The sequence below is a fragment of the Telluria antibiotica genome, assembly GCF_011682055.1.
GTDB classification, from domain to species: Bacteria; Pseudomonadota; Gammaproteobacteria; order Burkholderiales; family Burkholderiaceae_D; genus Telluria; species Telluria antibiotica.
Genome location: NZ_JAAQOM010000004.1, coordinates 1 through 24,456, shown reverse-complemented (window position 1 = coordinate 24,456; position 24,456 = coordinate 1). Strand labels below are relative to the sequence as shown.

18 protein-coding genes are annotated in these 24,456 nt (G+C 61.0%); 13 read left to right on the top strand and 5 right to left on the bottom strand.

The window, feature by feature from the left end; genetic code table 11:
- Positions 1 to 113 precede the first annotated feature (113 nt).
- Positions 114 to 323: a cold-shock protein gene (locus tag HAV22_RS07685; RefSeq protein WP_166858204.1), complete on the bottom strand. Its 210-nt coding sequence runs from the start codon at positions 321 to 323 to the stop codon at positions 114 to 116.
- A 570-nt stretch (positions 324 to 893) separates the two neighbouring features.
- Between HAV22_RS07685 and HAV22_RS07680 the strand changes: the two genes are divergently transcribed.
- Positions 894 to 1,205, top strand: a complete 312-nt coding sequence (locus HAV22_RS07680) for a hypothetical protein (RefSeq protein WP_166858202.1) — start codon at positions 894 to 896, stop codon at positions 1,203 to 1,205.
- A gap of 162 nt (positions 1,206 to 1,367) precedes the next feature.
- On the opposite strand, the gene HAV22_RS07675 is transcribed toward HAV22_RS07680, so the two are convergent.
- Entirely contained in the window at positions 1,368 to 2,303 is a 936-nt protein-coding gene (locus tag HAV22_RS07675) for a LysR family transcriptional regulator (RefSeq protein ID WP_166858200.1), read from the bottom strand.
- A 144-nt stretch (positions 2,304 to 2,447) separates the two neighbouring features.
- On the opposite strand from HAV22_RS07675, the gene HAV22_RS07670 reads away from it, so the two are divergent.
- From HAV22_RS07670 to HAV22_RS07650, 5 genes are all read left to right on the top strand, one after another.
- Positions 2,448 to 3,221, top strand: coding sequence for a putative hydro-lyase (locus HAV22_RS07670; protein ID WP_166858197.1), 774 nt, complete (start codon positions 2,448 to 2,450; stop codon positions 3,219 to 3,221).
- Between the two features lie 27 nt (positions 3,222 to 3,248).
- On the top strand, positions 3,249 to 4,526 hold the full coding sequence (locus tag HAV22_RS07665; protein ID WP_166858195.1) for an MFS transporter: 1,278 nt from the start codon (positions 3,249 to 3,251) through the stop codon (positions 4,524 to 4,526).
- Positions 4,527 to 4,641: 115 nt separating this feature from the next.
- On the top strand, positions 4,642 to 8,313 hold the full coding sequence (locus HAV22_RS07660; protein ID WP_166858193.1) for a hydantoinase B/oxoprolinase family protein: 3,672 nt from the start codon (positions 4,642 to 4,644) through the stop codon (positions 8,311 to 8,313).
- 22 nt (positions 8,314 to 8,335) lie between these two features.
- Positions 8,336 to 9,406, top strand: a complete 1,071-nt coding sequence (locus HAV22_RS07655) for a porin (protein WP_503827422.1) — start codon at positions 8,336 to 8,338, stop codon at positions 9,404 to 9,406.
- An 89-nt stretch (positions 9,407 to 9,495) separates the two neighbouring features.
- Positions 9,496 to 10,140 carry a hypothetical protein gene (locus HAV22_RS07650; RefSeq protein ID WP_208296107.1) on the top strand — a complete coding sequence of 215 codons (645 nt, stop codon included), beginning with the start codon at positions 9,496 to 9,498 and terminating at the stop codon, positions 10,138 to 10,140.
- On the opposite strand, the gene HAV22_RS07645 is transcribed toward HAV22_RS07650, so the two are convergent.
- The gene (locus HAV22_RS07645; protein ID WP_166858189.1) at positions 10,068 to 10,835 is read right to left on the bottom strand and encodes an NAD(P)H-dependent oxidoreductase; all 768 of its coding nucleotides are present in this window, start codon (positions 10,833 to 10,835) and stop codon (positions 10,068 to 10,070) included. The genes HAV22_RS07650 and HAV22_RS07645 overlap by 73 nt on opposite strands.
- A gap of 89 nt (positions 10,836 to 10,924) precedes the next feature.
- On the opposite strand from HAV22_RS07645, the gene HAV22_RS07640 reads away from it, so the two are divergent.
- The 5 genes from HAV22_RS07640 to HAV22_RS07620 all read left to right on the top strand — a co-directional run bounded on the left by HAV22_RS07640 (position 10,925) and on the right by HAV22_RS07620 (position 18,869).
- Positions 10,925 to 11,854, top strand: a complete 930-nt coding sequence (locus HAV22_RS07640; protein ID WP_166858188.1) for a LysR family transcriptional regulator — start codon at positions 10,925 to 10,927, stop codon at positions 11,852 to 11,854.
- 1,243 nt (positions 11,855 to 13,097) lie between these two features.
- A complete protein-coding gene (locus HAV22_RS07635) occupies positions 13,098 to 17,207 on the top strand; it encodes an RHS repeat-associated core domain-containing protein (RefSeq protein WP_166858186.1) in 4,110 nt (1,369 codons plus the stop codon).
- Entirely contained in the window at positions 17,204 to 17,665 is a 462-nt protein-coding gene (locus tag HAV22_RS07630) for a hypothetical protein (protein WP_166858184.1), read from the top strand. The genes HAV22_RS07635 and HAV22_RS07630 overlap by 4 nt, the downstream gene beginning before the upstream one ends.
- Positions 17,666 to 17,712: 47 nt before the next feature.
- The gene (locus tag HAV22_RS07625; RefSeq protein ID WP_166858182.1) at positions 17,713 to 18,447 is read left to right on the top strand and encodes an RHS repeat-associated core domain-containing protein; all 735 of its coding nucleotides are present in this window, start codon (positions 17,713 to 17,715) and stop codon (positions 18,445 to 18,447) included.
- Positions 18,444 to 18,869: a DUF4279 domain-containing protein gene (locus HAV22_RS07620; RefSeq protein ID WP_166858180.1), complete on the top strand. Its 426-nt coding sequence runs from the start codon at positions 18,444 to 18,446 to the stop codon at positions 18,867 to 18,869. Before HAV22_RS07625 ends, HAV22_RS07620 begins: the two co-directional genes overlap by 4 nt.
- Before the next feature lie 459 nt (positions 18,870 to 19,328).
- Here HAV22_RS07620 and HAV22_RS07615 read toward each other — a convergent pair whose 3' ends face one another.
- Both HAV22_RS07615 and HAV22_RS07610 read right to left on the bottom strand, forming a co-directional pair.
- Complete coding sequence (locus HAV22_RS07615; protein ID WP_166858178.1) at positions 19,329 to 19,550, bottom strand: hypothetical protein; 222 nt, start codon at positions 19,548 to 19,550, stop codon at positions 19,329 to 19,331.
- Positions 19,551 to 19,909: 359 nt separating this feature from the next.
- Positions 19,910 to 20,275: a helix-turn-helix domain-containing protein gene (locus HAV22_RS07610; RefSeq protein ID WP_166858176.1), complete on the bottom strand. Its 366-nt coding sequence runs from the start codon at positions 20,273 to 20,275 to the stop codon at positions 19,910 to 19,912.
- Between the two features lie 131 nt (positions 20,276 to 20,406).
- On the opposite strand from HAV22_RS07610, the gene HAV22_RS07605 reads away from it, so the two are divergent.
- Positions 20,407 to 23,514, top strand: coding sequence for a CHC2 zinc finger domain-containing protein (locus HAV22_RS07605; RefSeq protein WP_166858174.1), 3,108 nt, complete (start codon positions 20,407 to 20,409; stop codon positions 23,512 to 23,514).
- 1 nt (position 23,515) lies between these two features.
- The coding region (gene xerC / locus HAV22_RS07600; protein WP_166858172.1) for a site-specific tyrosine recombinase XerC at positions 23,516 to 24,456 on the top strand (941 nt) is incomplete at its 3' end.

The following is a 24,456-nucleotide window of genomic DNA, read 5'->3' as shown; positions in this document are numbered from 1 at the left end:
TTGGACATCCATAATAAAAAACGGATTCACATTACATGAATCCGTTTTCTTTTATCGCCGGTTGAAACGCCCACGCTATCTGCGTGGTGCGTTTCGGCAATCAATCAGACCGATTAAATTGCGCGGATACTTCCGGCTTTTTCGCCCTTCGGGCCCGTCGAGCGCACGAACGAAACGCGCTGGTTTTCGGAAAGGCTTTTGAAACCTTCCGATTGAATGTCCTGGAAATGGGCGAACAGGTCGCCGCCGCCTGCGTCAGGCGTAATGAAGCCGAAGCCTTTGGAATCGTTGAACCATTTCACGGTGCCGGTTTGAGTAGTCATTTTTTCAGTCCTTGTAGATGCTTGGGCAAGACGCCCGGAACGCAGTACGACCAAGAGAGTAAGGAGGAAATCAAACAGGACCGCCGGAAGGCGAACGGGAGAGAAAGACCAACAATAACAACGACTTGATGTAGTGCCGGACGAAAGATACAGGACTTTGCCCGGTTCACCTAAGTATTTCGGATTTATTTTCGGAAAGCGGTTTTTGTCGGATTATCCATCGGTGCCGAATAACGCTGTTATTGCCGTGTGCCCCGTCGATGCGAATGTCGCGGAATCGGGGTAATCCAAGGGATGGCACGACCTTCACGGTTACGCTGCCGCGGCGCGCGGAGGAGCCAGGTTGACCGGCGCCGCGGCCACCCGGGCCAAGCGGCATGTGGATAATTGCTGTATCGTGTGTCCACGCGTCCCGGATTGCTGTCCTCCTTGCCATGCCGTTCGCGGCGGTCCAGTTTAGTCCCTTCCGTTATCAAGCTTTCCTGTCATCGCACGCCCCGCCCGGTGGGCGGACGACTTCTCCATGCCGCGTATCACCAAGACAACCATAAGGCTGAAAACAGAACTGCGATGAATGAAGAATCCTACGATATGGATGATGCAGTGGCGGCCATACAGGCACTCCATGACGCGCTCGCGTCCGATCTGGAAGAGCTGGAAATGCGAATCCGGGCGCTGGATCATGCCATTGTCCTCGTGCCGGAACCCGACAATCTTGAGGTTTCCGAATATTACGAAGCGCGCGCATCCCTGCACAGCGGCCTGGCCAGTATTGCCGAGGTATTGGCATGGATCCAGTTGAAAACGGAAGAAGATCCCGAGGGCGACGTTGCCGTTGCCCTTCAGCCACTGCCGAAGCTGCGCGGATGCGTGATTCACTAATTTGACTGGAGAAAACAATGAGTAAAAGCCAGGACGCGAAAAAGTCCACGAAGAAGGAACCGGCCAAGACCGCAAAAGAAAAGAAAGCGGACAAGAAGGTCAAAAAGGAAGAGAAAAAGCGCCAGCAATAACGCTGTCGCTGCGTCCGCCCACTGGACGCACTCAGCCCAGGCTCTCGATATACCGCCCGTCGACCTGTCCGCAATATTCGGCGCAGGCCGAGCGCACGGCGGACGCCGCCGCATGGACCGCCACCGGCGCGTTCGTGCGGCGGCTCATCGACACGATGATCGGCGGCGGCACGGGTTGCAGCGGCACTTCCACGAATTCGCCGTTCTCGAGATGGCTGCTGACGAACAGCCAGGGAATCGCGGCCACGCCGAAGCCGTTGCGGATCAGCTGGATGATGGCCGCCACGGACGGCGAGCAGGTGATGCGGGTCTGTTCGAGCGGCACCCCGCTCAGGTTGGCAAGCCGGGTGACGATGTCTTCCAGCACCCGGTGCGGCGCGGTGCCGCGGCCGAAGGTCAGGATCGGGAACTGCAGCAGGCGCTGGGCCAGGCCTTCCCGCTGCGGCGCCAGCAATCCCGCCCGTGCGATCCAGCGGACCGGGTACACGGCCAGGGGCTCGGACGTGATCTCGCTGCTGTTGATGCCCTCGATGCCCACCACCAGGTCGAGTTCTCCCGCCAGCAGGCGCTTGTCCAGGGTCGCGCTCGTGTCCACGACGAGATCGATTTCCAGTTCGGGGAAACTGGTGTTCAACTGGTGCACGGAATGCGCGAGCCAGCTGTGCACCACCGTCTCGATCACGCCCAGCCGCAGCCGGCCCCGCACCGCGCTTTCCGTGCGCGCCGCCTCGCGCAGGCGCCGGGTCGCATCCACGACGGCCTTCGCGTGGTTCAGCAAATAGTCCGCGTTCGGCGTCAGCCGGAATTCACGGGTGCTGCGGTCGATGAGTTCCGTCTGCAGCTCTTCCTCCAGCGCCTTGATCCGCAGCGAGATCGCCGCCGGCGTCGCGTGCATGGCGCGCGCCGTCGCGCGGACGCTGCGCAGTTGGGCCAGGGTGACCAGGGTCTCGAGGAAGCGGGTATTCATGGCGTAAAGAATACTTTAAGAATAAGGAGAGCGGTGAGCAGACGCGTTTAGGAAAACTTAACACATCCGATAAAAATAAGTGGCTTGGTGGAACGTGAATACACATCTATGCTTGTTTCACGTCGTTACCATTCGAGAACCCCCATGAAACCGATCCAGTTCCGTCACCTGGTCCGCGCGGGCGAATTCCGCAAGCCGACCGCCGGCCTCTGCGGCGGCTTTGCCCAGGCCAACCTCGTCATCCTGCCGGACGCGCAGGCCCACGATTTTCTCCGCTTTGCCCAGCGCAACCCGAAGGCGTGCCCCCTGCTCGCGGTGGGCGAAGCGGGCGCGTGGAACGTGCCGGCGCTCGGCGCCGACCTCGACCTGCGCACCGACGTGCCGGGCTATTACGTGTACCGCGACGGCGAACTGGCGGAGACGCCGGTGTCGCTGGAAGGCCTGTGGCGCGACGACCTGGTCGCGTTCGCGATCGGCTGTTCGTTCTCGTTCGAGGAGATGCTGCTGGCCGCCGGCATCCCGCTGCGCCACATCGAGCAGGACCGGAACATCGCCATGTACCGCACGAACATCCCGAACGAAGTCGCGGGACCGTTCGGCGGGAACATGGTCGTGTCCATGCGGCCGTTGAAGGCGCGGGATGCGATCCGCGCAATCCAGATCACGAGCCGCTTTCCCGCGATCCACGGGGCGCCCGTGCACCTGGGCGATCCGCGCCTGATCGGCATCGCCGACCTGGCGCGGCCCGACTACGGCGACGCCGTCGAGGTCATGACGGACGAAGTGCCGGTGTTCTGGGCCTGCGGCGTCACGCCGCAGGAGGCGATCCGCGTCGCGCGCCTGCCGTTCGTGATCACCCATCGCCCCGGCTACATGCTGGTGACCGACATACCGAACGCATCGCTGGCGACGTTGTAAAAAACACCCCACAACAATGGAGACGACATGAATACACAAGAACTCGCGCAGGATCGTGTGGAGGACGCGGGCCACTTCGGCTGGCTGCGCCAACTGACCAAGGCGGAGCGCCGCACGTTCATCGGCTGCAAGGTCGGCTATGCGCTGGACGCGATGGACACGCAATTCCTCAGCTTCGTGATTCCCACGCTGATCGCCACGTGGGGCCTGTCCAAGGGCGACGCCGGCTTGATCGGCACCGTCACGCTGCTCACGTCGTCGCTGGGCGGCTGGCTGGCCGGCATCCTGTCGGACCGCATCGGCCGCGTGAAGACGCTGCAGTTGACGATCCTGTGGTTCGCGCTGTTCACTGTCCTGAGCGGCTTTGCCCAGACCTTCAACCAGTTGCTCGTGCTGCGCGGCCTGATGGGCTTCGGCATGGGCGGCGAATGGACGGCGGGGGCCATCCTGATGGGTGAAGTCATCCGCGCGAAGGACCGCGGCAAGGCGGTCGGGATGGTGCAGGCCGGCTGGGCCCTGGGCTGGGGCGTGTCGGCGCTGCTGTACGCGTTGATGTTCTCGCTGCTGCCCGCCGAACTGGCCTGGCGCTCGCTGTTCCTGCTGGGGATCCTCCCCGCGATCTTCGTCATCTACATCCGCCGCTTCGTGGAAGAGCCGGACGTATTCCTGGCCGAGCAGCGCCGCAGCGAGCACGCGGAACAGGCACGGTTCACCGAGATCTTCTCGCCGCGCATGCTGTCGACCACGTTGCGCGCCGTGCTGCTGACGACCGGCGCGCAGGGCGGCTACTACGCGATCACGACCTGGCTGCCCACGTTCCTGAAGACGGAGCGCCACCTGACGGTGCTGGGCACCGGCGGCTACCTGGCGATGGTCATCGCCGGCTCGTACGTCGGCTACATCGTCAGCGCCTATCTGACGGACCGCCTGGGCCGCAAGCGCAACTTCATCCTGTTCGCCGTCGGTTCGCTGGCGATCGCGCTGGCCTACACGCGGCTGCCGGTGACGGACAACGTGATGCTGCTGCTCGGCTTCCCGCTCGGCTTCTTCGTCTCCGGCGTCTTCAGCGGCATGGGCGCGTTCCTGACCGAGTTGTTCCCGACCCGCATGCGCGGTTCCGGCCAGGGCTTCTGCTACAGCATGGGCCGCGCGCTCGGCTCGCTGTTCCCGTTCGCTATCGGCGCCGCCGGCCAGTCGCTCCCGCTGGGCCACGCCATCGGCCTGTTCTCGGCCGGTGCCTACGGCATCATGATCCTGGCCGCGCTGACGTTACCCGAGACCCGCGGCAAGCGCCTCGAATCCTGAATCCGCCGGCCGCAACGGCCGCAATCTGAATCCATATACGAACGACGACATGCGTGCGCCACACGCAGGGGTAGCGCTTTGCCTGCGCGCCCCGATACTTTGAAGAGGTAAGACCATGCACCAAGAGACCAAACAACACGACACGCCGCGCCCGCGCTGGCAATTCTGGATCGACCGCGGCGGCACGTTCACCGACATCGTCGCGCGCAAGCCCGACGGCGCGCTCGTAACGGCCAAGCTGTTGTCCGAGAATCCCGAGCAGTACCGCGACGCCGCCGTTGCCGGCATCCGCCGCCTGCTCGGCATCGCTCCCGACGCCCCGATCACGCCCGACCTCGTGGAAGCCGTCAAGATGGGCACGACGGTGGCGACGAATGCCCTGCTGGAGCGTAAGGGCGAGCGCACCGCGCTGCTGATCACCAGGGGTTTCAAGGATGCGCTGCGCATCGCCTACCAGAACCGTCCGCGCCTGTTCGACCGCCATCCCGTGCTGCCGGAGCTGCTGTACGAGCGCGTGGTCGAAGTGAATGAACGCGTCGGCGCGCACGGCGACGTCGTCGAGCCGCTCGATACGGCGGCCGTGCGCACGCAGCTCGCGAGCCTGCACGCCGCAGGCTTCCGGTCCATCGCGATCGTGCTGATGCACGGGTACCGCTACCCCGATCACGAACGCGCGATCGCCGCCATCGCCGCGGAACTGGGCTTCACGCAGGTGTCGGTCTCGCACCAGGTCAGCCCGATGATGAAGCTGGTCTCGCGCGGCGACACGACGGTCGTCGATGCGTACCTGTCGCCGATCCTGCGCCGCTACGTCGACCAGGTCGCGGCCGAGATGGAAGGCGTGCGTCTGCTCTTCATGCAGAGCAATGGCGGCCTGACGGGCGCGCACCGCTTCCAGGGCAAGGACTCGATCCTGTCCGGCCCCGCCGGCGGCATCGTCGGCATGGTCGGCACGGCACGCAAGGCCGGGTTCGAAAAACTGATCGGCTTCGACATGGGCGGCACGTCCACCGACGTGTCGCACTACGCGGGCGAACTGGAACGCGAATTCGAGACCCAGGTGGCCGGCGTGCGGATGCGCGCCCCGATGATGAGCATCCACACGGTGGCGGCGGGCGGCGGTTCGGTCCTGCACTTCGACGGCAGCCGGCTGCGCGTCGGTCCGGACAGCGCGGGCGCGAATCCCGGCCCGGCCAGCTACCGGCGCGGTGGTCCGCTCACGGTCACCGACTGCAACGTCATGCTCGGGAAGATCCAGCCCGCCCACTTCCCGGCCGTGTTCGGCCCGCACGCAGACGAGCCGCTCGACGCCGCCATCGTGCGCGAAAAATTCGCGCAGGTCGCCGCGCGCATCGAGCGCGAGACGGGCCAGCGCCGCACGCCGGAGGAAGTGGCCGAAGGGTTCCTGGAAATCGCGGTCGGCAGCATGGCCAATGCCATCAAGTTCATTTCGGTGCAGCGCGGCCACGACGTGACGGACTACACGCTGGCCACGTTCGGCGGCGCCGGCGGCCAGCACGCTTGCCTCGTGGCGGATGCCCTCGGCATGACCCGCATCTTCGCGCACCCGTTCGCCGGCGTGCTGTCCGCGTACGGCATGGGCCTCGCGAGCCAGACGGCGATGCGCGAGCGGACCATGGAAACCGCGCTGTCCGACGACGGGCTGCACGCGGCGCTGGACGCGCTCGCACGGGAAGCGACGGACGAACTGCTGGCGCAGGGCATCGCGCCTGACGCCGTGCGCGTCGTCAAACGGGCGCACCTGCGCTACGAAGGGACGGATTCCGTCATCATCGTGCGGCACGACAGCGTGGCCTCGATGCAGATGCAGTTCGAGGAAGCATACGGCAAGCGCTATTCGTTCCTCATGCCGGACAAGGCGATCGTCGTCGAGGCGATCTCGGTGGAAGCGATCGGCGCCACCGATGCAGGCAGCGCGCACGCCGCGCAGCCCGCGCCGCGCGCCACGCCGCTGGCACCGCACGAGACGGTGCCCGTGTACTCGGGCGGCCAGTGGCACGACAGCGCGCTGTACCTGCGCGCGCAGACGCGGCCCGGCGACCGCATTGCGGGCCCCGCGATCATCGTCGAGGCGAACGGCACCAATATCGTCGAACCGGGATGGGTCGCGGAAGTCACGCTCGACAACAACCTCGTGCTCACGCGCGTCGCGCCGCGCGCGCGCCGCAAGGCCATCGGCACCGAGGCCGATCCCGTCATGCTCGAAGTCTTCAACAACCTCTTCATGAGCATCGCCGAGCAGATGGGCCTGCGGCTGCAGAACACGGCGGTGTCGGTGAACATCAAGGAGCGCCTGGACTTCTCGTGCGCGCTGTTCGACGCCGAGGGCAACCTGATCGCCAACGCACCGCACATCCCCGTCCACCTGGGCTCCATGGGCGCGAGCATCAAGACGGTGATCGAGGCCAATCGCGGGCGCATGCAGGCGGGCGACGTCTACATGCTCAACGACCCCTATCACGGCGGTACGCACCTGCCGGACATCACCGTGATCACGCCGGTGTTCGACCGCGCGGGAGAGAACGTCCTGTTCTACGTGGCCTCGCGCGGCCACCATGCGGACGTCGGCGGTATCGCGCCCGGATCGATGCCGGCGAACAGCCGCAGGGTCGAGGAGGAGGGCGTCCTGATCGACAACTTCCAGCTGGTGCGGGCGGGCCGCTTCCTGGAGCGCGAGACGACGGCGCTGCTGCTGTCGGGCGACTACCCCTGCCGCAACGTCGCGCAGAACATCGCCGACCTGCAGGCGCAGGTGGCGGCGAACCAGAAGGGTGTCGAGGAACTGCTGAAGATGGTGGACCAGTTCGGGCTCGACGTCGTGCAGGCCTACATGCGGCACGTGCAGGACAACGCCGAGGAAGCCGTGCGCCGCGTCGTCGGCGCGCTCAAGGACGGCAGCTACACGTACCGGCTGGACAACGGCGCCGTGATCAAGGTGGCGATCCGCGTCGACCATGCCGCGCGCACGGCCGACATCGACTTCACCGGCACGTCGCCGCAGCTGGACAACAATTTCAATGCCCCGAGTTCGATCTGCATGGCGGCCGTGCTGTACGTGTTCCGCACGCTCGTCGACAACGACATTCCCCTGAACGCGGGCTGCCTGAAGCCGCTGAACGTGATCATTCCGGCAGGTTCGATGCTCAATCCGCGCTACCCGGCCGCCGTCGTCTCGGGCAACGTGGAGACGTCCAGCTGCATCACGAACGCCCTGTACGGCGCGCTGGGCGTGCAGGCGTCGTCGCCGGGCACGATGAACAACTTCACGTTCGGGAATGCGGCGTACCAGTACTACGAGACCATCGCCGGCGGCTCCGGCGCGGGCGACGGTTTCAACGGCACCGACGTCGTGCAGACCAATATGACGAACTCGCGCCTGACCGATCCCGAGGTGCTCGAATGGCGCTATCCGGTACGCCTGGACAGCTACGAGATCGCGCGAGGCTCGGGCGGCCGCGGGCGCTGGCAGGGCGGCAACGGCGGCGTGCGCAGGATCCGCTTCCTGGCGCCGATGACGGCGTCGATCCTGTCCAACAACCGCATCGTCCCGCCGTTCGGCATGGCGGGCGGAGAGCCCGGACGCTGCGGCCGCAACTACGTCGTGCGCGCTGGCGGCAACGTCGAGGAACTGGGCTTCGTGGCGACGACGGACGTGCAGCCGGGCGACGTGTTCGTCGTCGAGACGCCGGGCGGCGGCGGTTACGCGCCCGCCGTGCAGGAGGCACCCGCAGCCGTCGCCGCCATCCGTGACGACATCCCCGCATAACCACAACGAGAAAGAGCGAATGATGAAAAAAATGGTTTGGGCCGGTGCGCTGGCCGCAGTCTGCATGAACGCTGTTGCCGCCGACAGTGCGGTCAACGTGTACGGCCTGGTCGACGTGGCCATCGTCCGCGAGACGGGCGGCAGCGGCGGCGACGTCACCAAGATCACGAGCGGCGTCGGCGCCGGTTCGCGGCTCGGCTTCAAGGGCCGCGAGGAACTGGGAGACGGTCTCGCCGCCGTCTTCCTGCTGGAGAGCGGCTTCCAGGCCGACACCGGTGCGCTGGGACAGGGCGGGTTGCTGTTCGGGCGCCAGGCGTACGTAGGCCTGCAGGGCGGCTTCGGCGCGCTGACGGCGGGGCGCCAGTACACGCCGCAATATCTGACGGTGGTGATGGCCGATCCGTTCGCGTCCGGCTATGCGGGCGACACGAAGAACCTGATCGCCCCGACCGGCAACTCGAGCAGCCGCATGGACAATTCCCTGAAATACGTGTCGCCCGTCGTCCGCGGCGTGAGCGCGGAACTGGTCTACGGCGCCGGCGAGGTGGCGGGGGACAGCACGGCCGGCCGGCAGTTCGGCGGTGCGCTCGACTACAATGCCGGCCCGCTGCATGTGCGGCTCGGCTACCACAACCGCAACAACGACACGGCGACCGTCAGGAACGCGACCAATGCGAAGAACACGGTGCTGGCCGCGGTCTACGACTTCGGCATCGTGAAGGCGCACGCCGCGTACGGCGTCAACAAGGGCCTGAACAGCTCCCTGCTGCGCAATACGGCGAACCCGTACGGACTGCCCGGCACGCCGGTCGCGTCGAGCGACAGCCGCGACATGCTGCTCGGCGCGACGATCCCGCGTGGCCCGCACACGTGGATGCTGTCGTGGATCCGCAAGGACGACCGCGGCCCGCTGGACCAGGACGCGAGCCAGTACGCATTGGGCTACCGCTATGCGCTGTCGCGCCGGACCGAACTGTATAGCTCGATCGCGCACATCGTGAACCGGCATGGCGCCAGCTACACGGTGGGCAGTGCCATCGAAGGCGGATCGGGGAGCGGGGCGGTCGACGTGGGGATTCGCCACGCGTTTTGAGTGCGCGGGCATCCAGGACGATCAACCTTGGTAAAACGTGCTGGCGCGCGGGCACGCGCGCCAGCCGAACTACACATTGGATGCACCACATGTCTCTTTCCTCGTTGCTTACGCCCGAAGCCGTCCTGCGAGAGTACTTTCATGCCAAGGATGAAAATCGCCCTCATTTGCTGGACCGAGTTTTCACATCCGATGCGTCGCTCCAGATCAACAACAACTGCAGCAACATCACGTTCCCGACAGTTACGCAAGGGCGCGGCGCCATCGCCGATACGCTGGTCACGCAGTTCAACAAGACCTACGAGAACATCTACTCGTTCTATCTGGCGCGCCCACCCGAAGCTGCCGATTCCTTTTCCTGCGCGTGGCTCGTCGGAATGACCGAGAAGGACACGAAGAATACCCGCGTCGGATGCGGCACATACGACTGGACTTTCAGTTTGGAGTCACCGCGTCTGGCCAGCGCGCTCGTGATTTCCATCCACGCCATGGTGGTCCTTCCGCCGAGCACGGCCAGTGTGGTATTTCCGTGGCTCCAGCGCGCGGGCTACCCCTGGTCGTCGGCAGCGCGGGTTTGCGAACTCGCGCCGCCACTGCCTGAGTTGGACCCCGTCGTTCGGCATCTCGAGGGCCATGCCGCTGGCGCATCAACGGCCGACGCTCAACGCAGATGCGCGCGCAGCCCCGTGACACCGGGCGCGACGTCATCGGCCAGCACGTGGCGGTCCGGGTAGTCGCCGCCATTTTGCGGACGGTAAGGAATCGGCGCGTCGTCGAACAAGGAGCGCATGCGCGCCGCGAGGCCCGCCTTCGCCTGCTCGACGCCGTCGGCATCGATGCGGCCGGTGCCGTACACGGCATACGTGGGCAGCACCTCCATCCCGGGGAAGAACAGCGTGCCGTGGGCGATGGGGAACAGCAGTTCGTCGAGCTGGCCGTTGATGCCGCGCGGGCCGTAGTCCTCGGCCGGCCCGCCCGTCGTGACGGACAACAGCGCGCGCTTGCCGGCGAAGCCGCCTTCGCCGTAGCGATAGCGGTTGCCGGCGCCTTGCCAGCCATAGGCGAGGCCGTACGCGAACACGCGCTCGATCCAGCCCTTCATGATCGCGGGCATGCCGAACCACCACAGCGGGAACTGGAACACGACGGCATCCGCGGCCATCAGCTTGGCCTGCTCGGCGCGCACGTCGTCGGGCTGCGTGCCGGTGCTGAAGGCGTGGCCGGATTCGGCGACGAACGACAGGCGCTCGCGGTCGACGCGGTCGGGAAAATCGTGCGCGTCGTAGACGGCCTTCCAGCCCATCGCGTACAGGTCGGACTGGATCACTTCATGACCCTGCGCACGCAATTCGGCGCGTGCGGCCCGGGCCAGTTGTGCGGTGAGCGAGTCGGGATCGGGGTGCGCATGCACGATCAGGACGGTCTTCATTGGGTTCTCCTCGTTGGCGATGAAGGCCATTCTGGGCCGGTCCGCCGCGGCCGGGAATGCCCGTCGGCTTATGGGGTAGTATCCAAAAAATGGATATCAAACGCCTCGACTTCAACCTCCTCGTCACCCTCGACGCGCTGCTGGCCGAGCGCAGCGTGAGCCGCGCCGCGCAGCGTCTGAACCTGAGCCAGCCCGCATTGAGCGCGCAGCTGGCGCGCCTGCGCGAGATGCTGGGCGACCCGCTGTTCATCCCGAGCCACCGCGGCATGACGCCCACGCCGCTGGCTCTTGGCCTGCAGGCGCCGCTGGCCGCGGCGCTGGCGCAGCTGCGCGACGTAGTGACGTCCGCGCGCGCATTCGACCCCGCGCGCGACCGCTTCACCGTCCACGTGGCCTGCTCGGACTATGTGCAATCGGCCCTGCTGCTCGACTTCACGCTCGCGCTGCGCGAGGAAGCGCCCGGCATGCGCATCGCCCTGCGCGCTCTCGATACCGCGCGCCTGGAGGCGCAGATGGAGCAGGGCAGCGTCGACCTGGCCGTGCTGACGCCGGAGGGCGTCGCCGACGCCCTGCGTTCGCGTCCGCTGTTCGAGGAACGCTACGTCTTCATCGCCCGCCGCGGCCACCCGGCCTTGCGCCGGCCACTGGACGTGCGCCGCTTCTGCGAGCTGGACCACGTGATGGTGTCGCCGCGCGGCGGCAGCTTCACGACGCCCGTCGACGACGTGCTCGATGCGCAGGGGCTGCAGCGCCGGGTCGTCGTGTCGGCGTCGACGTTTCACTCGGTGCTGGAGCTGGTCGAAAGGTCCGACCTCGTCGCGCTCGTGCCTGCGCGCATGGCGGAGGGGCGTGCTCATCGCTTGCGTGTGCTGGCGCCGCCGCTGGAGGTGCCCGGGTTTGCCATTCATCTGGCTTGGCATAACCGGAATCATCGGGATGGGGCGCAGCGGTGGGTCCGGGAGAGGTTGGTGGCGTTTGCGCGGGAGGTGGGGGCGGGTTTTAAGCAAGATTACCGATGATTCGCGTTTCAGAAATCTGAAGATTTTTGGTGAAACGATGTGAATGGGGCATTCTTTTCCCGAATTATTCATCTTTGTGATCTCCGCTTTTTGCGTCGCGGCGACTTTTGGTAACAGTTTGACGAGAGTTAGTTAAGGTGTAACGCGGCGCGGATAAAATTTCCCTCCCTTCGGGGTTGCGATCGTTAGTATTGGATAGAATTCTTGCGTACCTACTCAGCTAAAATCTAGATTGGTAGATGGGTGTGCAGATGAACTGTATTAGCGCCTCCACTTCGCTGCACTGCACCGAGCTCAATCGCCATTTTATTAATTAATAGTCTGGTTGGTTTTCGGGTGGCGCCGAAATCATCGTCTATACCGAAGGTTTGGGAGGTGGCAAAGTTAGATGTCGCATTCCCGGGGCTGCCGCATACGCACACTTATTATTCCCCACCGGTTTTAATCATACTTAATAACGTGAATAAAAAACTGTTCGCTCCCTTTTTTCGACATACTGCTGCGCTAATTATATTTTTTTGTGCATTCGTAAGTGGTGGCGCATCGGCGCAGACGGCTACGAAATACTTGTCTTACACAACTGATATAAATGGAGACGGGCAGTTGGATATCCTAGTGGTACCGATATCTAACGTCGTCATGATTTCGCTCGATGACGATATGGATATCCCTATTGTGTTGCCGCCTGCCATCCCATCGTTTTTGCTGTTGTCCAGCGGGAACGGCGGGTATCAACTCTCGACCGATGTCGGATCGGTTAAGTCAAATCCATCATGGACACAAGGTTTAGTGAACGTCACGGTGAACTCAGGCCAATCGTCGAGCACTCCCTCCATCACAATAAATTACGTCACTTCAAGTCAGTTGCCATCGATTGTGTCGAAGGCGTCTGACGGAACGCTGGTGTTGACGCAGTCGGGAAGTGCGCCATTAGCCAATAACGTGCCATACGTCGAACATATGTGCCGAGTGCCTTAAATAATAATCCAGAATGATCGTATAGGATCATAAAGTTTAAGAGAGAAACGTGATTAAAAGAAACTCTATAATGTCTTTAAAATCGATATTGCTAACGTTGGTTTTGACGTCGTTAGTGGCGACACCTCTAGCTATCGCGGAAGATGGAAGTGGTTGGGTATGTGATTCCTGGGGTTGTATAACAACCGCCAAGAGGCCGGGTATCGGACAGAATCCGTGGTATGACTTATATAATACGTTTAGTTTTACCTCGTGGAAATACCCTGTGTATTCTCCGGCGATATCTGCGCCACCGATACAGGCAGGCACAGGTCAAAGTGCGCCGGAATCACCCTGTAGTAAAGATGGCAACGGTCTTCCGGCGACGAATCCGAGAGGATCAAACCCTGTAGTGTTTTCGTCGGGAACAAAATATCTTGCGCAACAGGATTTCATCGATGCTTCGGCACTTGGGATGCCATTGACGCGAACCTATCGTTCCGAAGACGTGACCTCGAAGTTTTTCGGCCCGCGGTGGACATCCAGTCTTGAATTTGCGCCGCTCGAATTGTCCGGCAAATATAACAGCGCTGTTGTCGGCAGTTCATTAGTAAACATGCCGGACTATATAACGTTTCGTCTGCCCGACGGGAACGTATACCAATTTCAGAATTATATATATCCGGATCATCATAGTTATGCATATTTTACGCCTGCAAACTATGCTTACGCTACCGTCGTAGGCCCTAATGGTCCCACTGGCGCTGCGAATGTAAAGGCAATTTACGATGGTGACGGAAGTCACATTGTGATTTTCATCGGTAGTCGGAAATATTATTTTTCCAACTTAAATAGCTCCGGATTTTATCTGGACAAAATTACGGAGCTTGATAGTACAATTTACTCCTTCCTAAGAGATACTAGCAATCGAGTTACATCAGTTACCAATTTGTTCGGCGCAACGGTTAAGTTCGCATGGGGTGACGGCCTTCATGTAACGCAGGTGACAGCTCCAGACGGGACAATCTGGAAGTACGGCTACGGAACAAACGGCACTTTAACTACTGTTACGCCTCCGCAACCCTCTGCGGGCGTAATTACGTATTACTATGAGGATACGGCTGATGTTACTCGTTTGACCGGTTACGCGATTGACGGAGTGAGGGCCACACGTTACGCGTACGACTCCAACGGCAGGGTAATCAAGAGCGGAAAAGAAAACGGTGAATCAGTGGACTCATTCACCTACAGCACGGATACCAGCGATCCAAACAATACAAAATATATCACGACACTGACCGACGTTCGAGGGCAGAAAACCTCATATTTCTTCCAGAACGTTAAAGGGCAGCGTGTCTTGGCGAAAGCTCAGACAACGGGGACATCCAGTTGTCCCTCAGCCGCATCTTCGCAGTTGTATGACACGAATGGATTTGTTAGTCAGTCAACCGACTTTCGTGGGACTGTCACGACATTCTCGTACAATAGGGACGGCATGGTGCTTAGCAAGACCGTCGCACCATCTACACCCAACGCGCTGACAACCACTTACACATATAGCGTCCCGGATGGCACCCATGCAGTGGACTTGCTAACCGAGGTTACTACCGGTAGCGATGGTAAAAATATTGCACAAGTTGACTACACTTATGTCGATACGCCAGTAGGACGCCAAATTGCATCGATTACTCTCAGCGACTTGCTGACGAGTTCACCCCAGCGTAAGCAAACCATGGCTTACACTAATTACACAGGTGGTGGGATTCAGACAAAGACTGTCATAACTACCTTGCCGAGTGGCTCGGCAATTGAGACGTTCAACTATGATACCAAGGGTAACCTCACTAGTTATACAAATGCTGCCGGTCTTACCACCACATACACCGAGTATAACGGTCTAGGTTTGCCACAGAAAATTACTGATCCGAATGGGGTGACGACGACAATTAGTTACGATATACGCGGCAACGTATCGCAACAGTCGGTTCCAAATGTGGGAAGCCAGACATTTACTTATGGCGGCGATGGTCGACTCGCTTCCGTGTCTTACAGTGATGGCCGCAGTGTGACATATCACTACAACTCCGCTGGCAGACTTGTCGACCGAGTGAACGCGCTTGGCGAAAAAGTATCGTTTAATTTTGATTATTTGAATAACGTCCGCACAACCCAGTCAGATCGGAAAGTTCCATCCGTGAGTGCTGGTTCTCTCAGTGGCACGGTGTCGGGAGCGTTTCTCTCGACTGTTGAGTATGATAATAACTCCATGTTGCCGTCGAAAGTGCGTGGGAACAACGGCCAAGCAATTACGTACCAGTACGATGCTGCCGGCAATGCGCTACAGCAGAGCGATGCGGCCGGGCATGTAACGTCGTTCACCTACGATGAACTTAACCGGAAGCGTACTCAAACCAATGCCGACGGTGGAGTGATAACTTATGGGTATGACGCCGCTGGTTTCCTGAGTTCGGTTAAAGACCCACGAGGCCTGACTACGACTTATAGTCATAATGGCTTTGGTGAAATAACTGGTATGACTAGCCCTGACACCAGTACGACCAGTTACAGCCTTGACTCTGGCGGCCGAATGACGAGTTTCGCTACGCCTGCAGGGACGACATTTTTTGGCTGGGATACGCAGGGGCGAAAGACTTCGGAGTGCAAGAATGGTGAATGTCGCTTCTTCACCTACGACGAAGGAACGTATGGTAAGGGCAGGCTCACACACTTCAACGACTATACTGGACAGACCAGTTACACCTATGACGCAGCTGGCCGTATAACGCAACAAACCAATGACATTTTCTGTCTGCAAAATCCGACTACCAGTTGGACTTACGATACGGTAGGACGGCTGAAGAGCATGACCTATCCGAACGGATTCGTCGTCAACTATAACTACGATGCGTATGGCCGGTTGTCCACCATTACTAGTAATCTCAGCGGGACTTGGGCCACCTTAGCCGACTCATTCCTGTATCAACCAGCGACGGATCAACTTTACGCTTGGCGCTTTGGTAATGGTCTGCCGCGTATGCTGACTCTGGACACGGATGGTCGCCTGCAGCGTATCGCATCGCCGGGCAAGCATGACCTGTCATTCGGGTATAACGTTACTGACACCATCTCGTCGGTGACCGACAATGTGTATTCGAGTTCAAACACCAGCTTTGGCTACGATGCCGTCGACAGGCTGACGTCGGCCAATCGTAGCGGTGATCCGCAAACTTTCCAGTTGGATACTGTTGGCAATCGCACGAATCAGATCCGTAACAATGCTGGCTTCACCTTTGGCTTGGACAGTGACAGCAACCGGCTCATGGACTGGGGCGGTGCCGGCAAGTGGAGGAATTTCGGCTATGACAATGTGGGCAATGTGACCAGCGAAAGTCGCGATGACGGCTCACGTGCGTATGAATTCAACAACTTCAACCGGATGAGTGCGGTCTACATCAACGGCAACAAGGTCGGGTCTTATCGTGTCAATGCCCTTAACCAGCGCGTGCTGAAGATTGTTAATGGCGTCTCTACCTACTACGTGTACGGCCCCTCCGGAGAGTTGCTGACGGAAATTGGGGCGCAAACGACCAACTATGTGTGGCTTGGTGGCCAGTTGATGGGTATCGTGCGTAACGGCCAGTTCTATGCCAGCCATAATGACCAGGTCGGTCGGCCGGAAGTACTGACGGACGCATCATCTAGTGTCGTTTGGCGTGCAGAGAATGCGGCGTTCGACCGGCGTAATGTTGTAGTTGATACAGTTGGTGGGCTAAATGTCGGTTTCCCTGGGCAATATTACGATGCCGAATCCGGGTTATGGTACAACTGGAATCGATATTATGACGCGTCGGTTGGTCGTTATCTCCAAAGTGACCCGATCGGATTGCTCGGTGGTATTAACACGTATGCATATGTAGATGATAATCCATTAAACGGCGCTGACCCAGCTGGATTGCAAACTGTCCCTTTAGCATTCCAACCCGTACATTCACGGCTTAATTTTGTACACGGTACACCAGCGGGCTCATGCACCTGTACAGCAGGCGGGAAAACTTTCTCTATACCGTCTGGCGCTAATTACAAAGACGTATTCAAGGCTGGTCAAGCAGGCGGCTTTAATCCTTATGACATGGCTAGCGCTGTTGGACACTTCGGCGCGTATGACTATCAAAGAAACTATGCGACGAATAGCTTTATAGGTGCCTTTACCCCTGCAGCAAACTTCTCAGTTGGTGTTTACATGCGTGGTACAGGTGCAAGTCGCAGCGAAATGCTGGCTATTGGTGCGGTGTTTTCTCACACAATGTCGAGTAATGCAGGTGCACAACAACAAATTGACTATTGGAACGCAGGCTATAATGCAGCTGATTCTGGTGATCTTCCTAGTTGCCCATGATGAATTTTTTCTCTTTCGCTCGTCGTTCTTACATTATATTTTTAAGCTTGACGATACTTATTTTGGCTATTGGATTTATATGGCTTAATATTTATAATTCTGACCCGCAGGGTGATGCAAGCCTTTGGTGTGATAAGGAGGAGATGGTTTCGATTCCTAACTCTAATGGCTGGGTTATTTCTGGTCATAACACGATATGTACTGGATACGGTGGAAACTCTGCTGTTTATATCTATGTGCATCCTGTTGGGGAGCTAAGTGGTAAGAAATTTCTTGTTTTTCGTTATTTTCAATACGGCGGGGAGGAACTGCCTAAAATAGGGTGGATTGATGGAAATAATATTTCAATAAAAATTGATAGAGTGTCCGAAATCACGAAAAAATTGAATGAGCTTGGACCTATCAAAATTCATTACTCTATAGGAAAAGAAGATTATCCCCAGAAAAACGATTTTTGAGAGTGCATTTTATCGATTCGGCCACGTGGCGTCGGTATCGGACTCCCGTGCCGGTCGTCACCAACTTCACCAACGATAGCTTCGGCGAAACCACCAGCGTCGGCAACCCCGACGCCGGCACAACCAATTATGTCTTCGACGTCACCGGACGCCTCTCGACGGAGACCCACGGTAACCTCTCGATTGCCTACGGCTTGGATGCGCTGGGCGGTGCCAAAGGGGGGCCTTTGAAACGCATCACCGGGCCAAAATGTGCGCCTGGAAAAAAATTGTGTCCATGCTGGAGGTGTGCCTTCGTTTTTTCGCCGCAAGCCGTTGATCTGCCTGAGAAAATTGCCTGCGCATACGACGAAAGTATGGCGGGGCAAACTATCTATGCATATGTCGGTGGCAATCCGGTTTCGAATGTTGATCCGCGTGGCCTACAATCTGACAACGATCTGACACCACGGCGCGGATCCCTTCCTGGACCTTTTGATGTGTTCACCCCAGGAACTCAAGCCAATAACAGTTTTGTCTCTTCAGTTTGGAACCTAATTAAAAATATAAAGGCGGCAATTGGTCTCCCTCCAGGAGTGTGGCCCGGTGATAAGGGGGCCGACGAATGGGGACGCCGAAACGGATACGGTGCGAAAGAGGGGCGTGGGCGCTTTCACGGAATAAAACAGGACTGTCCTGGTAGTAAGGCTACAGACGTTTTTGGCGTTAACCCTGAAACAGGTGATGTCTACGATCCAGAGGGCGAAGTTGTTGGTAATCTTGAGGATGCAAAGCGAAAATGAACCATGTTAAAGCTAAATTGATGCTGGCGATTTATATCAAAGGTAAATCTCTGGAGCCAGCCGAAATCACAGCATTACTTGGGGTAGAGCCTTCCAAGGTGCAACGATTCGGTGAGCAGAAGCTTACCTCGTCAATGAAGCGGGTATCGGCATTGACAGGGCTATGGGCCTACTCTATTGAATCGGAAACACATACTGTTGCTGAGCTTGTCGAAAAACTAGCTGAGCAATTTAGAAATTGCACTGGCATGCTGAGCACGCTCCCTAATGTTGAGGAGAAATATCTAGATCTGTTTATTGCATACGACGCTGAAACAGATGGCGGTGGCGAATATGTTTTCGAACTGGCGAGCAACGATATGTCGCTATTGGGACAGTTTGGATTGCCAGTTCGTTTCACAGTCGCATCGGTTCCGCCTTGACTGCCGTGAGTACGCGTATGCGGGCCGAAGAGTTTGCGTCCGCTGATCGCGCAAATTCCTTCGGCCGCCAACTGTAGCCACACGAGGCGGGCGATCCCCGCGCCCCTGCAAACGAGGCACACATCACGCAACTTCGTTCAGTCGCGGATTTCGCACCAGACGCGGGTCTTGAAAGTGACAGGCGCATTTGCCGTACGTCGCTGTCGTACTTGGTTTGCAACTCGCCTGCAACCCGGATGCAACCAGCTACAACCTGCTTGCAACCCATCTGCATCCCGAGACAACGGAAACATGGTTTGGACAGGCACGACAGATATGTTGAACGAATCCCGCGGACTCGTTCAACATATCCGTGCCAAAGGGGGCTCCCTTTGAAACTCCGTGTCCTACGAACACCAGATGCGGCCGCAACCGGCTTGAAGTATCACTTGGCCGTTTTTTCGTTTCGCGGGACCGCGTCTAGATTCCATCGATCTCGCGCACCAGGCGTTTTTCCTCATCGAGGATAGCCACGTCGTGACCCTGCAATTTCGCCCGCAGGGCGACCTCGTACAAGGCGATCGCCTTGAGCAAGACGTCGGCCTCGGGCGACCCGCTGGCCACAGCCAGCCGCGCCAGTTTCGCCTCGAGCGCGGGCGACATGGTGAGCGTCATCTGGACGTTTTTCGTGTCGGCAGTCATGGCTGCGCTCCTTTCGTGATCAGTGAATTCCAATGATTCGCCCCGGACCGCCACCCGGGCGGTTGGAGCGTTTTTGCGGGTTCCCCGCACCCTGGATGCAGTACACACATTACGCACGAAACGCGCGACCCGATTTTCACGCGCAAGCTGTTGATTCGACGAGTAAACCGGCGTCTACACTTTCGCGTTCGCCGGTCGCGGCTTTCGCGCACGTACGCCGCCAAACCTTTGCAAATCAAGGACTTGTCCTGTTTACACTTATTATCAGGTGGGCGCTCGTTTCTTATTTAAAGAAAAATAGCTCCCCCAACCCCGCCGCGCGGACTTCTTTTTAGCGGCTGAAGGCGGCCGTGCCGCTGTCAGGGCTTGTCTTTGGTTGCCGGCGTAGTCACGCGGGCCAGCGCGCCGGCCACCTGATTCTTCACGATGACGGCGTCGATCAGCTCACGCACCACCGTCTGCTCGTGTTCGGACAAGCGCGATACCGCCTCGAACTGGTAGCGCAGGGAGTCGGCCGGCTCGCGCTCGCCGGCGTCGAAGACCAGTCTGTCGGCGCTGACACCGAGCGCGATTGCTAGCCGGCGAATCACATCAAGGGTAGGTTGCGACGTTCCCCCCTCATAGCGCCGGATTTGCAGCACAGCCAGGCCGACCGCGTCGGCCAACGCTTGCTGAGTCAGGCCGCGCTCCTTGCGCAGGGTCGCCAGCCGTTCCGGGAATTCCATATCGAATATCGAGGGTGACGAGAGAGTCATCACTATAAGCCCCCCTATCTGCGTAGCTTGCCCGATGATACCATATGAGATAGCATGTCCATATCAATTTGGAGTCTTGACAGGTTTTGGAGGGAAAACGGATGGCGCGCATCCCGGAAACGGAAATCGAACGGCTCAAGGCCGAAGTGTCGCTGGTGCGCCTGGTGGAAGCCGCCGGCATCGCGTTGAGGAAGCAAGGCCGCGACTACGCCTGCCGCTGCCCGTTCCACGACGACGCCACGCCATCCCTGATCGTCAGCCCCGGCCCGAACCTGTATCACTGCTTCGGCTGCGGCGCGGCCGGCGGTCCGATCGATTGGGTGATGAAGATGCGGGGCGTCAGTTTCCGTCACGCCGCCGAGCTGCTGCGCGAGGGTTTGCCTTTAGCCGCCGAGGCCGCCAGTGCTGCGCCGGTCCGGCACTCGACGGTCAAGAAGCTGGCCGCGCCGGTGGCGCAGGATGCCGACGACCATGCCGCGCTCGCGCAGGTGATCGACTATTACCATGCCACCCTGAAACAAAGCCCGGAAGCGCTGGCCTATCTGCAATCGCGCGGCCTGACCCACCCCGAGCTGATCGACACCTTCCGCCTGGGCTATGCCAACCGCACGCTGGGCCTGCGCCTGCCGGACAAGAACCGCCAGGCCGGCGCCGGGATACGCGGGCGGCTGCAACGGCTGGGCATCTACCGCGACAGCGGCCACGAGCACTTCAACGGCTCGCTGGTGGTGCCGGTGTTCGATGCGGCGGGCCATGTGGCCGAGGTCTATGGCCGAAAGCTGCTGGACAACCTGCGCGCGGGCACCCCGAAACACCTGTACCTGCCGGGGCCGCATGCCGGCGTGTGGAACGAAGCGGCGCTGGCCGCCAGCCGTGAAGTGATCCTGTGCGAAGCGCTGATCGACGCCATGACCTTCTGGTGTGCCGGCTACCGCAACGTGACGGCGGCCTACGGCACGCAGGGCTTCACCGACGACCATCTGGCCGCCTTCCGCCGACATGGCGTCGAACGCGTGCTGATCGCCTACGACCGCGACGAGGCCGGCGAGCGTGCCGCCGAGAAGCTGACCGGGCGCCTGCGCGCGGAAGGCTTCGGCGTGTGGCGCATCCAGTTCCCCAAGGGCATGGACGCCAACGACTATGCGCTCAAGGTCCAGCCGGCCAGCAAAAGCCTGGGCCTGTTGATCCGCAAGGCGGTGTGGCTCGGCGACGGCCAGGCTCCGCGGCGCGCCGGGCTGGAATCGGCCGTGACCATCAGCACGTCGGACGAACCGCAAACTCCGGAAGCGCCGACTGTGGACGGTCCTTCTTCTTTAGCGGCCAAAGAGGCGGCTCCCACGGCAACCGTTGCCGATGAAGGTCCGTCCGGTGTGCCGCGACCCGATGCGCCACTGCCGGCCGCGGCGGTGCCGCCCACGCCGCAATTCGACATGGCGGCCGAGGTGAGCGAACAGGAAGTCGTCTTGCGTTTCGGAGAAGGCGACGACGCGCGCCGTTGGCGCGTGCGCGGCCTGCCGAAGAACCTGGCGGTCGGCGTGCTCAAGGTGAACTTGATGGTCGCCAACGAACTGGCCTTCCACGTCGATACGCTCGACCTGTACGGCGCGAAAGCGCGCGCCGTGTTCGTACAGCAGGCGGCCGGCGAATTGCGCGTGCCCGAAGCGGCGCTCAAGACCGAACTCGGCCGCGTGCTGTTGAAGCTCGAACAATTGCAGGACGACGGCATCGGGAAGGCGCTGGAACCGCGAGCGCCGTCCGTGCCGGACATGAGCGAGGATGAACGCGACGCCGCGCTGGCCTTGCTCAAGACACCCGATCTGTTGCCGCGCATCCTGGCGGACTTCGAGCATGGCGGCATCGTCGGCGAGGCGACCAACAAGCTGACCGCCTATCTGGCCGCCACCAGCCGCAAGCTGGAACGGCCGCTGGCCGTGGTGGTGCAATCGTCCAGCGCCGCCGGCAAAAGCTCGTTGATGGACGCGGTGCTGGCCTTCATGCCGCCGGAAGACACGGTGCGCTACTCGGCCATGAGCGGGCAGTCCCTGTTCTACATGGGCGAAACCAGCCTCAATCATAAGGTGTTGGCGATTGCCGAAGAAGAAGGCGCGAGCCGCGCCAGCTATGCCCTGAAGCTGTTGCAGTCGGACGGCGCGCTGACGATGGCTTCCACCGGCACGGATGCCGACGGCAACCTGGTCGCCCGGGAATACAAGGTGGAAGGCCCGATGTCGCTGTTCATGACCACCACCGCCATCGACGTGGACGAGGAATTGTTGAACCGCTGCCTGGTACTCAGTGTGGACGAAGGGCGCGAGCAGACCGCCGCCATCCATCGCCGGCAGCGCGAACGGCGCACGCTGGCCGGCCTGATGGGCAAGGAACAGAAGGACGGCGTGCTGGCCCTGCATCGCAACGCGCAACGGCTGTTGCGCCCGCTGGCCGTGGTCAATCCCTACGCCGACCAGCTCACTTTCCTGGACGACCGCACGCGCACGCGGCGCGATCATGAGAAATACCTGTCGCTGATCGACACCATTGCGCTGCTGCACCAGTGCCAACGCCCGATCAGGAGCTTGACCGTCGCCGGCCGCCAGGTGGACTACATCGAGGTCGTGCCGGCCGACATCGCGGCGGCCAACGACCTGGCGCACGAAGTGCTGGGCCGCAGCCTGGACGAGCTGCCGCCGCAGACGAGGAAACTCCTGGTCCTGGTACGCGAGCTGGTGCGCGACCGCGCCGCCGCGCTGGACCTGCACCGCTCGGAATACCGCTTCAGCCGGCGCGACGTGCGCGACGCCACCGGCTGGGGCGACACGCAATTGAAGGTGCATCTCGCGCGCCTGGCCGAGCTGGAATACCTGGTCGTGCATCGGGCCGGCCAGGGGCAAGGTTATGTCTATGAACTGCTGTACGACGGCGACGGCCGCAACGTGCCGTATCTGTCGGGCCTGCTCGATCCCTCGTACCTGTATGACGGCCGGCGGTCGGGGTGCGACGACGCGCGGCCGGATGCCGGTCGGGCCGCGGTCGGCGCCGGGTCGGCCCCTGGCCAGTTCGCCATATCGGCCGCGACACCAGCGGCGGCGCGGCTTGCCGCCGATCCGTTCGATGACGCGCCGAATACGCGGCACCCCGAGAACGGCAAGGCGGGATCGTACCCGTGTTCCACCGTGGACGCGGCCGTCCAACCTTCAGCCGCCGGGGTGTGACATGCCGCGCAAGGGACAACGCCTCAAGGCCCGCAAGCCGGCGGCGGTCAAACCGGCCGGCCCCGGGAAGCGCGCCGTCGATCCGTTGGCGCACCTGGTGCTCGCGCGCTACATGGAAGCGCACTTCGAGGCCATGCTGGTGACAGGCTACAGCGCCGACACCGTGCGCGCCCGGCGCATCGCCATCCGCCGCTTCATCGCCTGGTGCGAGGAACGCGGCATCCGGCAGCCGGCCGACGTCACCAGGGCCGTGCTGGAACGCTACCAGCGGCACCTGTTCTACTACCGCAAGCCGGACGGCGCGCCGCTGACGCTGGGCAGCCAGTACGGCGCGCTGGCCCCGCTCAAGACCTGGTTCAAGTGGCTCGCCCGCGAGAACCACATCCTGTACAACCCGGCCTCCGAACTCGACCTGCCCAAGTTGCCCAAGCACTTGCCGCGCGCGATCCTGTCGATCCAGGAAGTGGAAGCGATCCTGGCCGAAGCCGATCCGGCCACGATCTACGGCCTGCGCGACCGCGCCATGCTGGAACTGCTGTACAGCACCGGGCTGCGCCGCATGGAAGTGGCGGGCCTGGCCCTGTACGACGTGGACCCGAACCGGCGCCTGCTGTTCGTGCGCGAGGGCAAGGGCGCGAAGGACCGCGTGGTGCCGATCGGCGAGCGGGCGCTGGCCTGGCTCGACCGCTACTTGACCGAAGCCCGGCCGCAGTTGATCGCGGCCGGGCGCGAGGCATTGTTCGTGACCGACTACGGCGAGCCGGTCAGCCCGGAGTTCGTGGCGAGCCACGTCAAGCGCTACATGGACTTCGCCGGCGTCAAGAAGCCGGGCGCGACGCACCTGTTGCGCCACGCGATGGCGACCCACATGCTCGAAGCCGGCGCCGACGTGCGCGTGCTGCAAGCCTTGCTGGGCCACGCCCAGCTCAACACCACCGAGAT

Coding starts and splice junctions, on each gene's coding strand:
- HAV22_RS07665 (WP_166858195.1), top strand. CDS start 3,249: ATGAATACACAAGAACTCGCGCAGGATCGTGTGGAGGACGCGGGCCAC.
- HAV22_RS07605 (WP_166858174.1), top strand. CDS start 20,407: ATGGCGCGCATCCCGGAAACGGAAATCGAACGGCTCAAGGCCGAAGTG.
- HAV22_RS07660 (WP_166858193.1), top strand. CDS start 4,642: ATGCACCAAGAGACCAAACAACACGACACGCCGCGCCCGCGCTGGCAA.
- HAV22_RS07645 (WP_166858189.1), bottom strand. CDS start 10,835: ATGAAGACCGTCCTGATCGTGCATGCGCACCCCGATCCCGACTCGCTC.
- HAV22_RS07655 (WP_503827422.1), top strand. CDS start 8,336: ATGAAAAAAATGGTTTGGGCCGGTGCGCTGGCCGCAGTCTGCATGAAC.
- HAV22_RS07675 (WP_166858200.1), bottom strand. CDS start 2,303: ATGAATACCCGCTTCCTCGAGACCCTGGTCACCCTGGCCCAACTGCGC.
- HAV22_RS07670 (WP_166858197.1), top strand. CDS start 2,448: ATGAAACCGATCCAGTTCCGTCACCTGGTCCGCGCGGGCGAATTCCGC.
- HAV22_RS07610 (WP_166858176.1), bottom strand. CDS start 20,275: ATGGAATTCCCGGAACGGCTGGCGACCCTGCGCAAGGAGCGCGGCCTG.
- HAV22_RS07685 (WP_166858204.1), bottom strand. CDS start 323: ATGACTACTCAAACCGGCACCGTGAAATGGTTCAACGATTCCAAAGGC.
- HAV22_RS07640 (WP_166858188.1), top strand. CDS start 10,925: ATGGATATCAAACGCCTCGACTTCAACCTCCTCGTCACCCTCGACGCG.
- HAV22_RS07615 (WP_166858178.1), bottom strand. CDS start 19,550: ATGACTGCCGACACGAAAAACGTCCAGATGACGCTCACCATGTCGCCC.
- HAV22_RS07680 (WP_166858202.1), top strand. CDS start 894: ATGAATGAAGAATCCTACGATATGGATGATGCAGTGGCGGCCATACAG.
- HAV22_RS07650 (WP_208296107.1), top strand. CDS start 9,496: ATGTCTCTTTCCTCGTTGCTTACGCCCGAAGCCGTCCTGCGAGAGTAC.
- HAV22_RS07620 (WP_166858180.1), top strand. CDS start 18,444: ATGAACCATGTTAAAGCTAAATTGATGCTGGCGATTTATATCAAAGGT.
- HAV22_RS07630 (WP_166858184.1), top strand. CDS start 17,204: ATGATGAATTTTTTCTCTTTCGCTCGTCGTTCTTACATTATATTTTTA.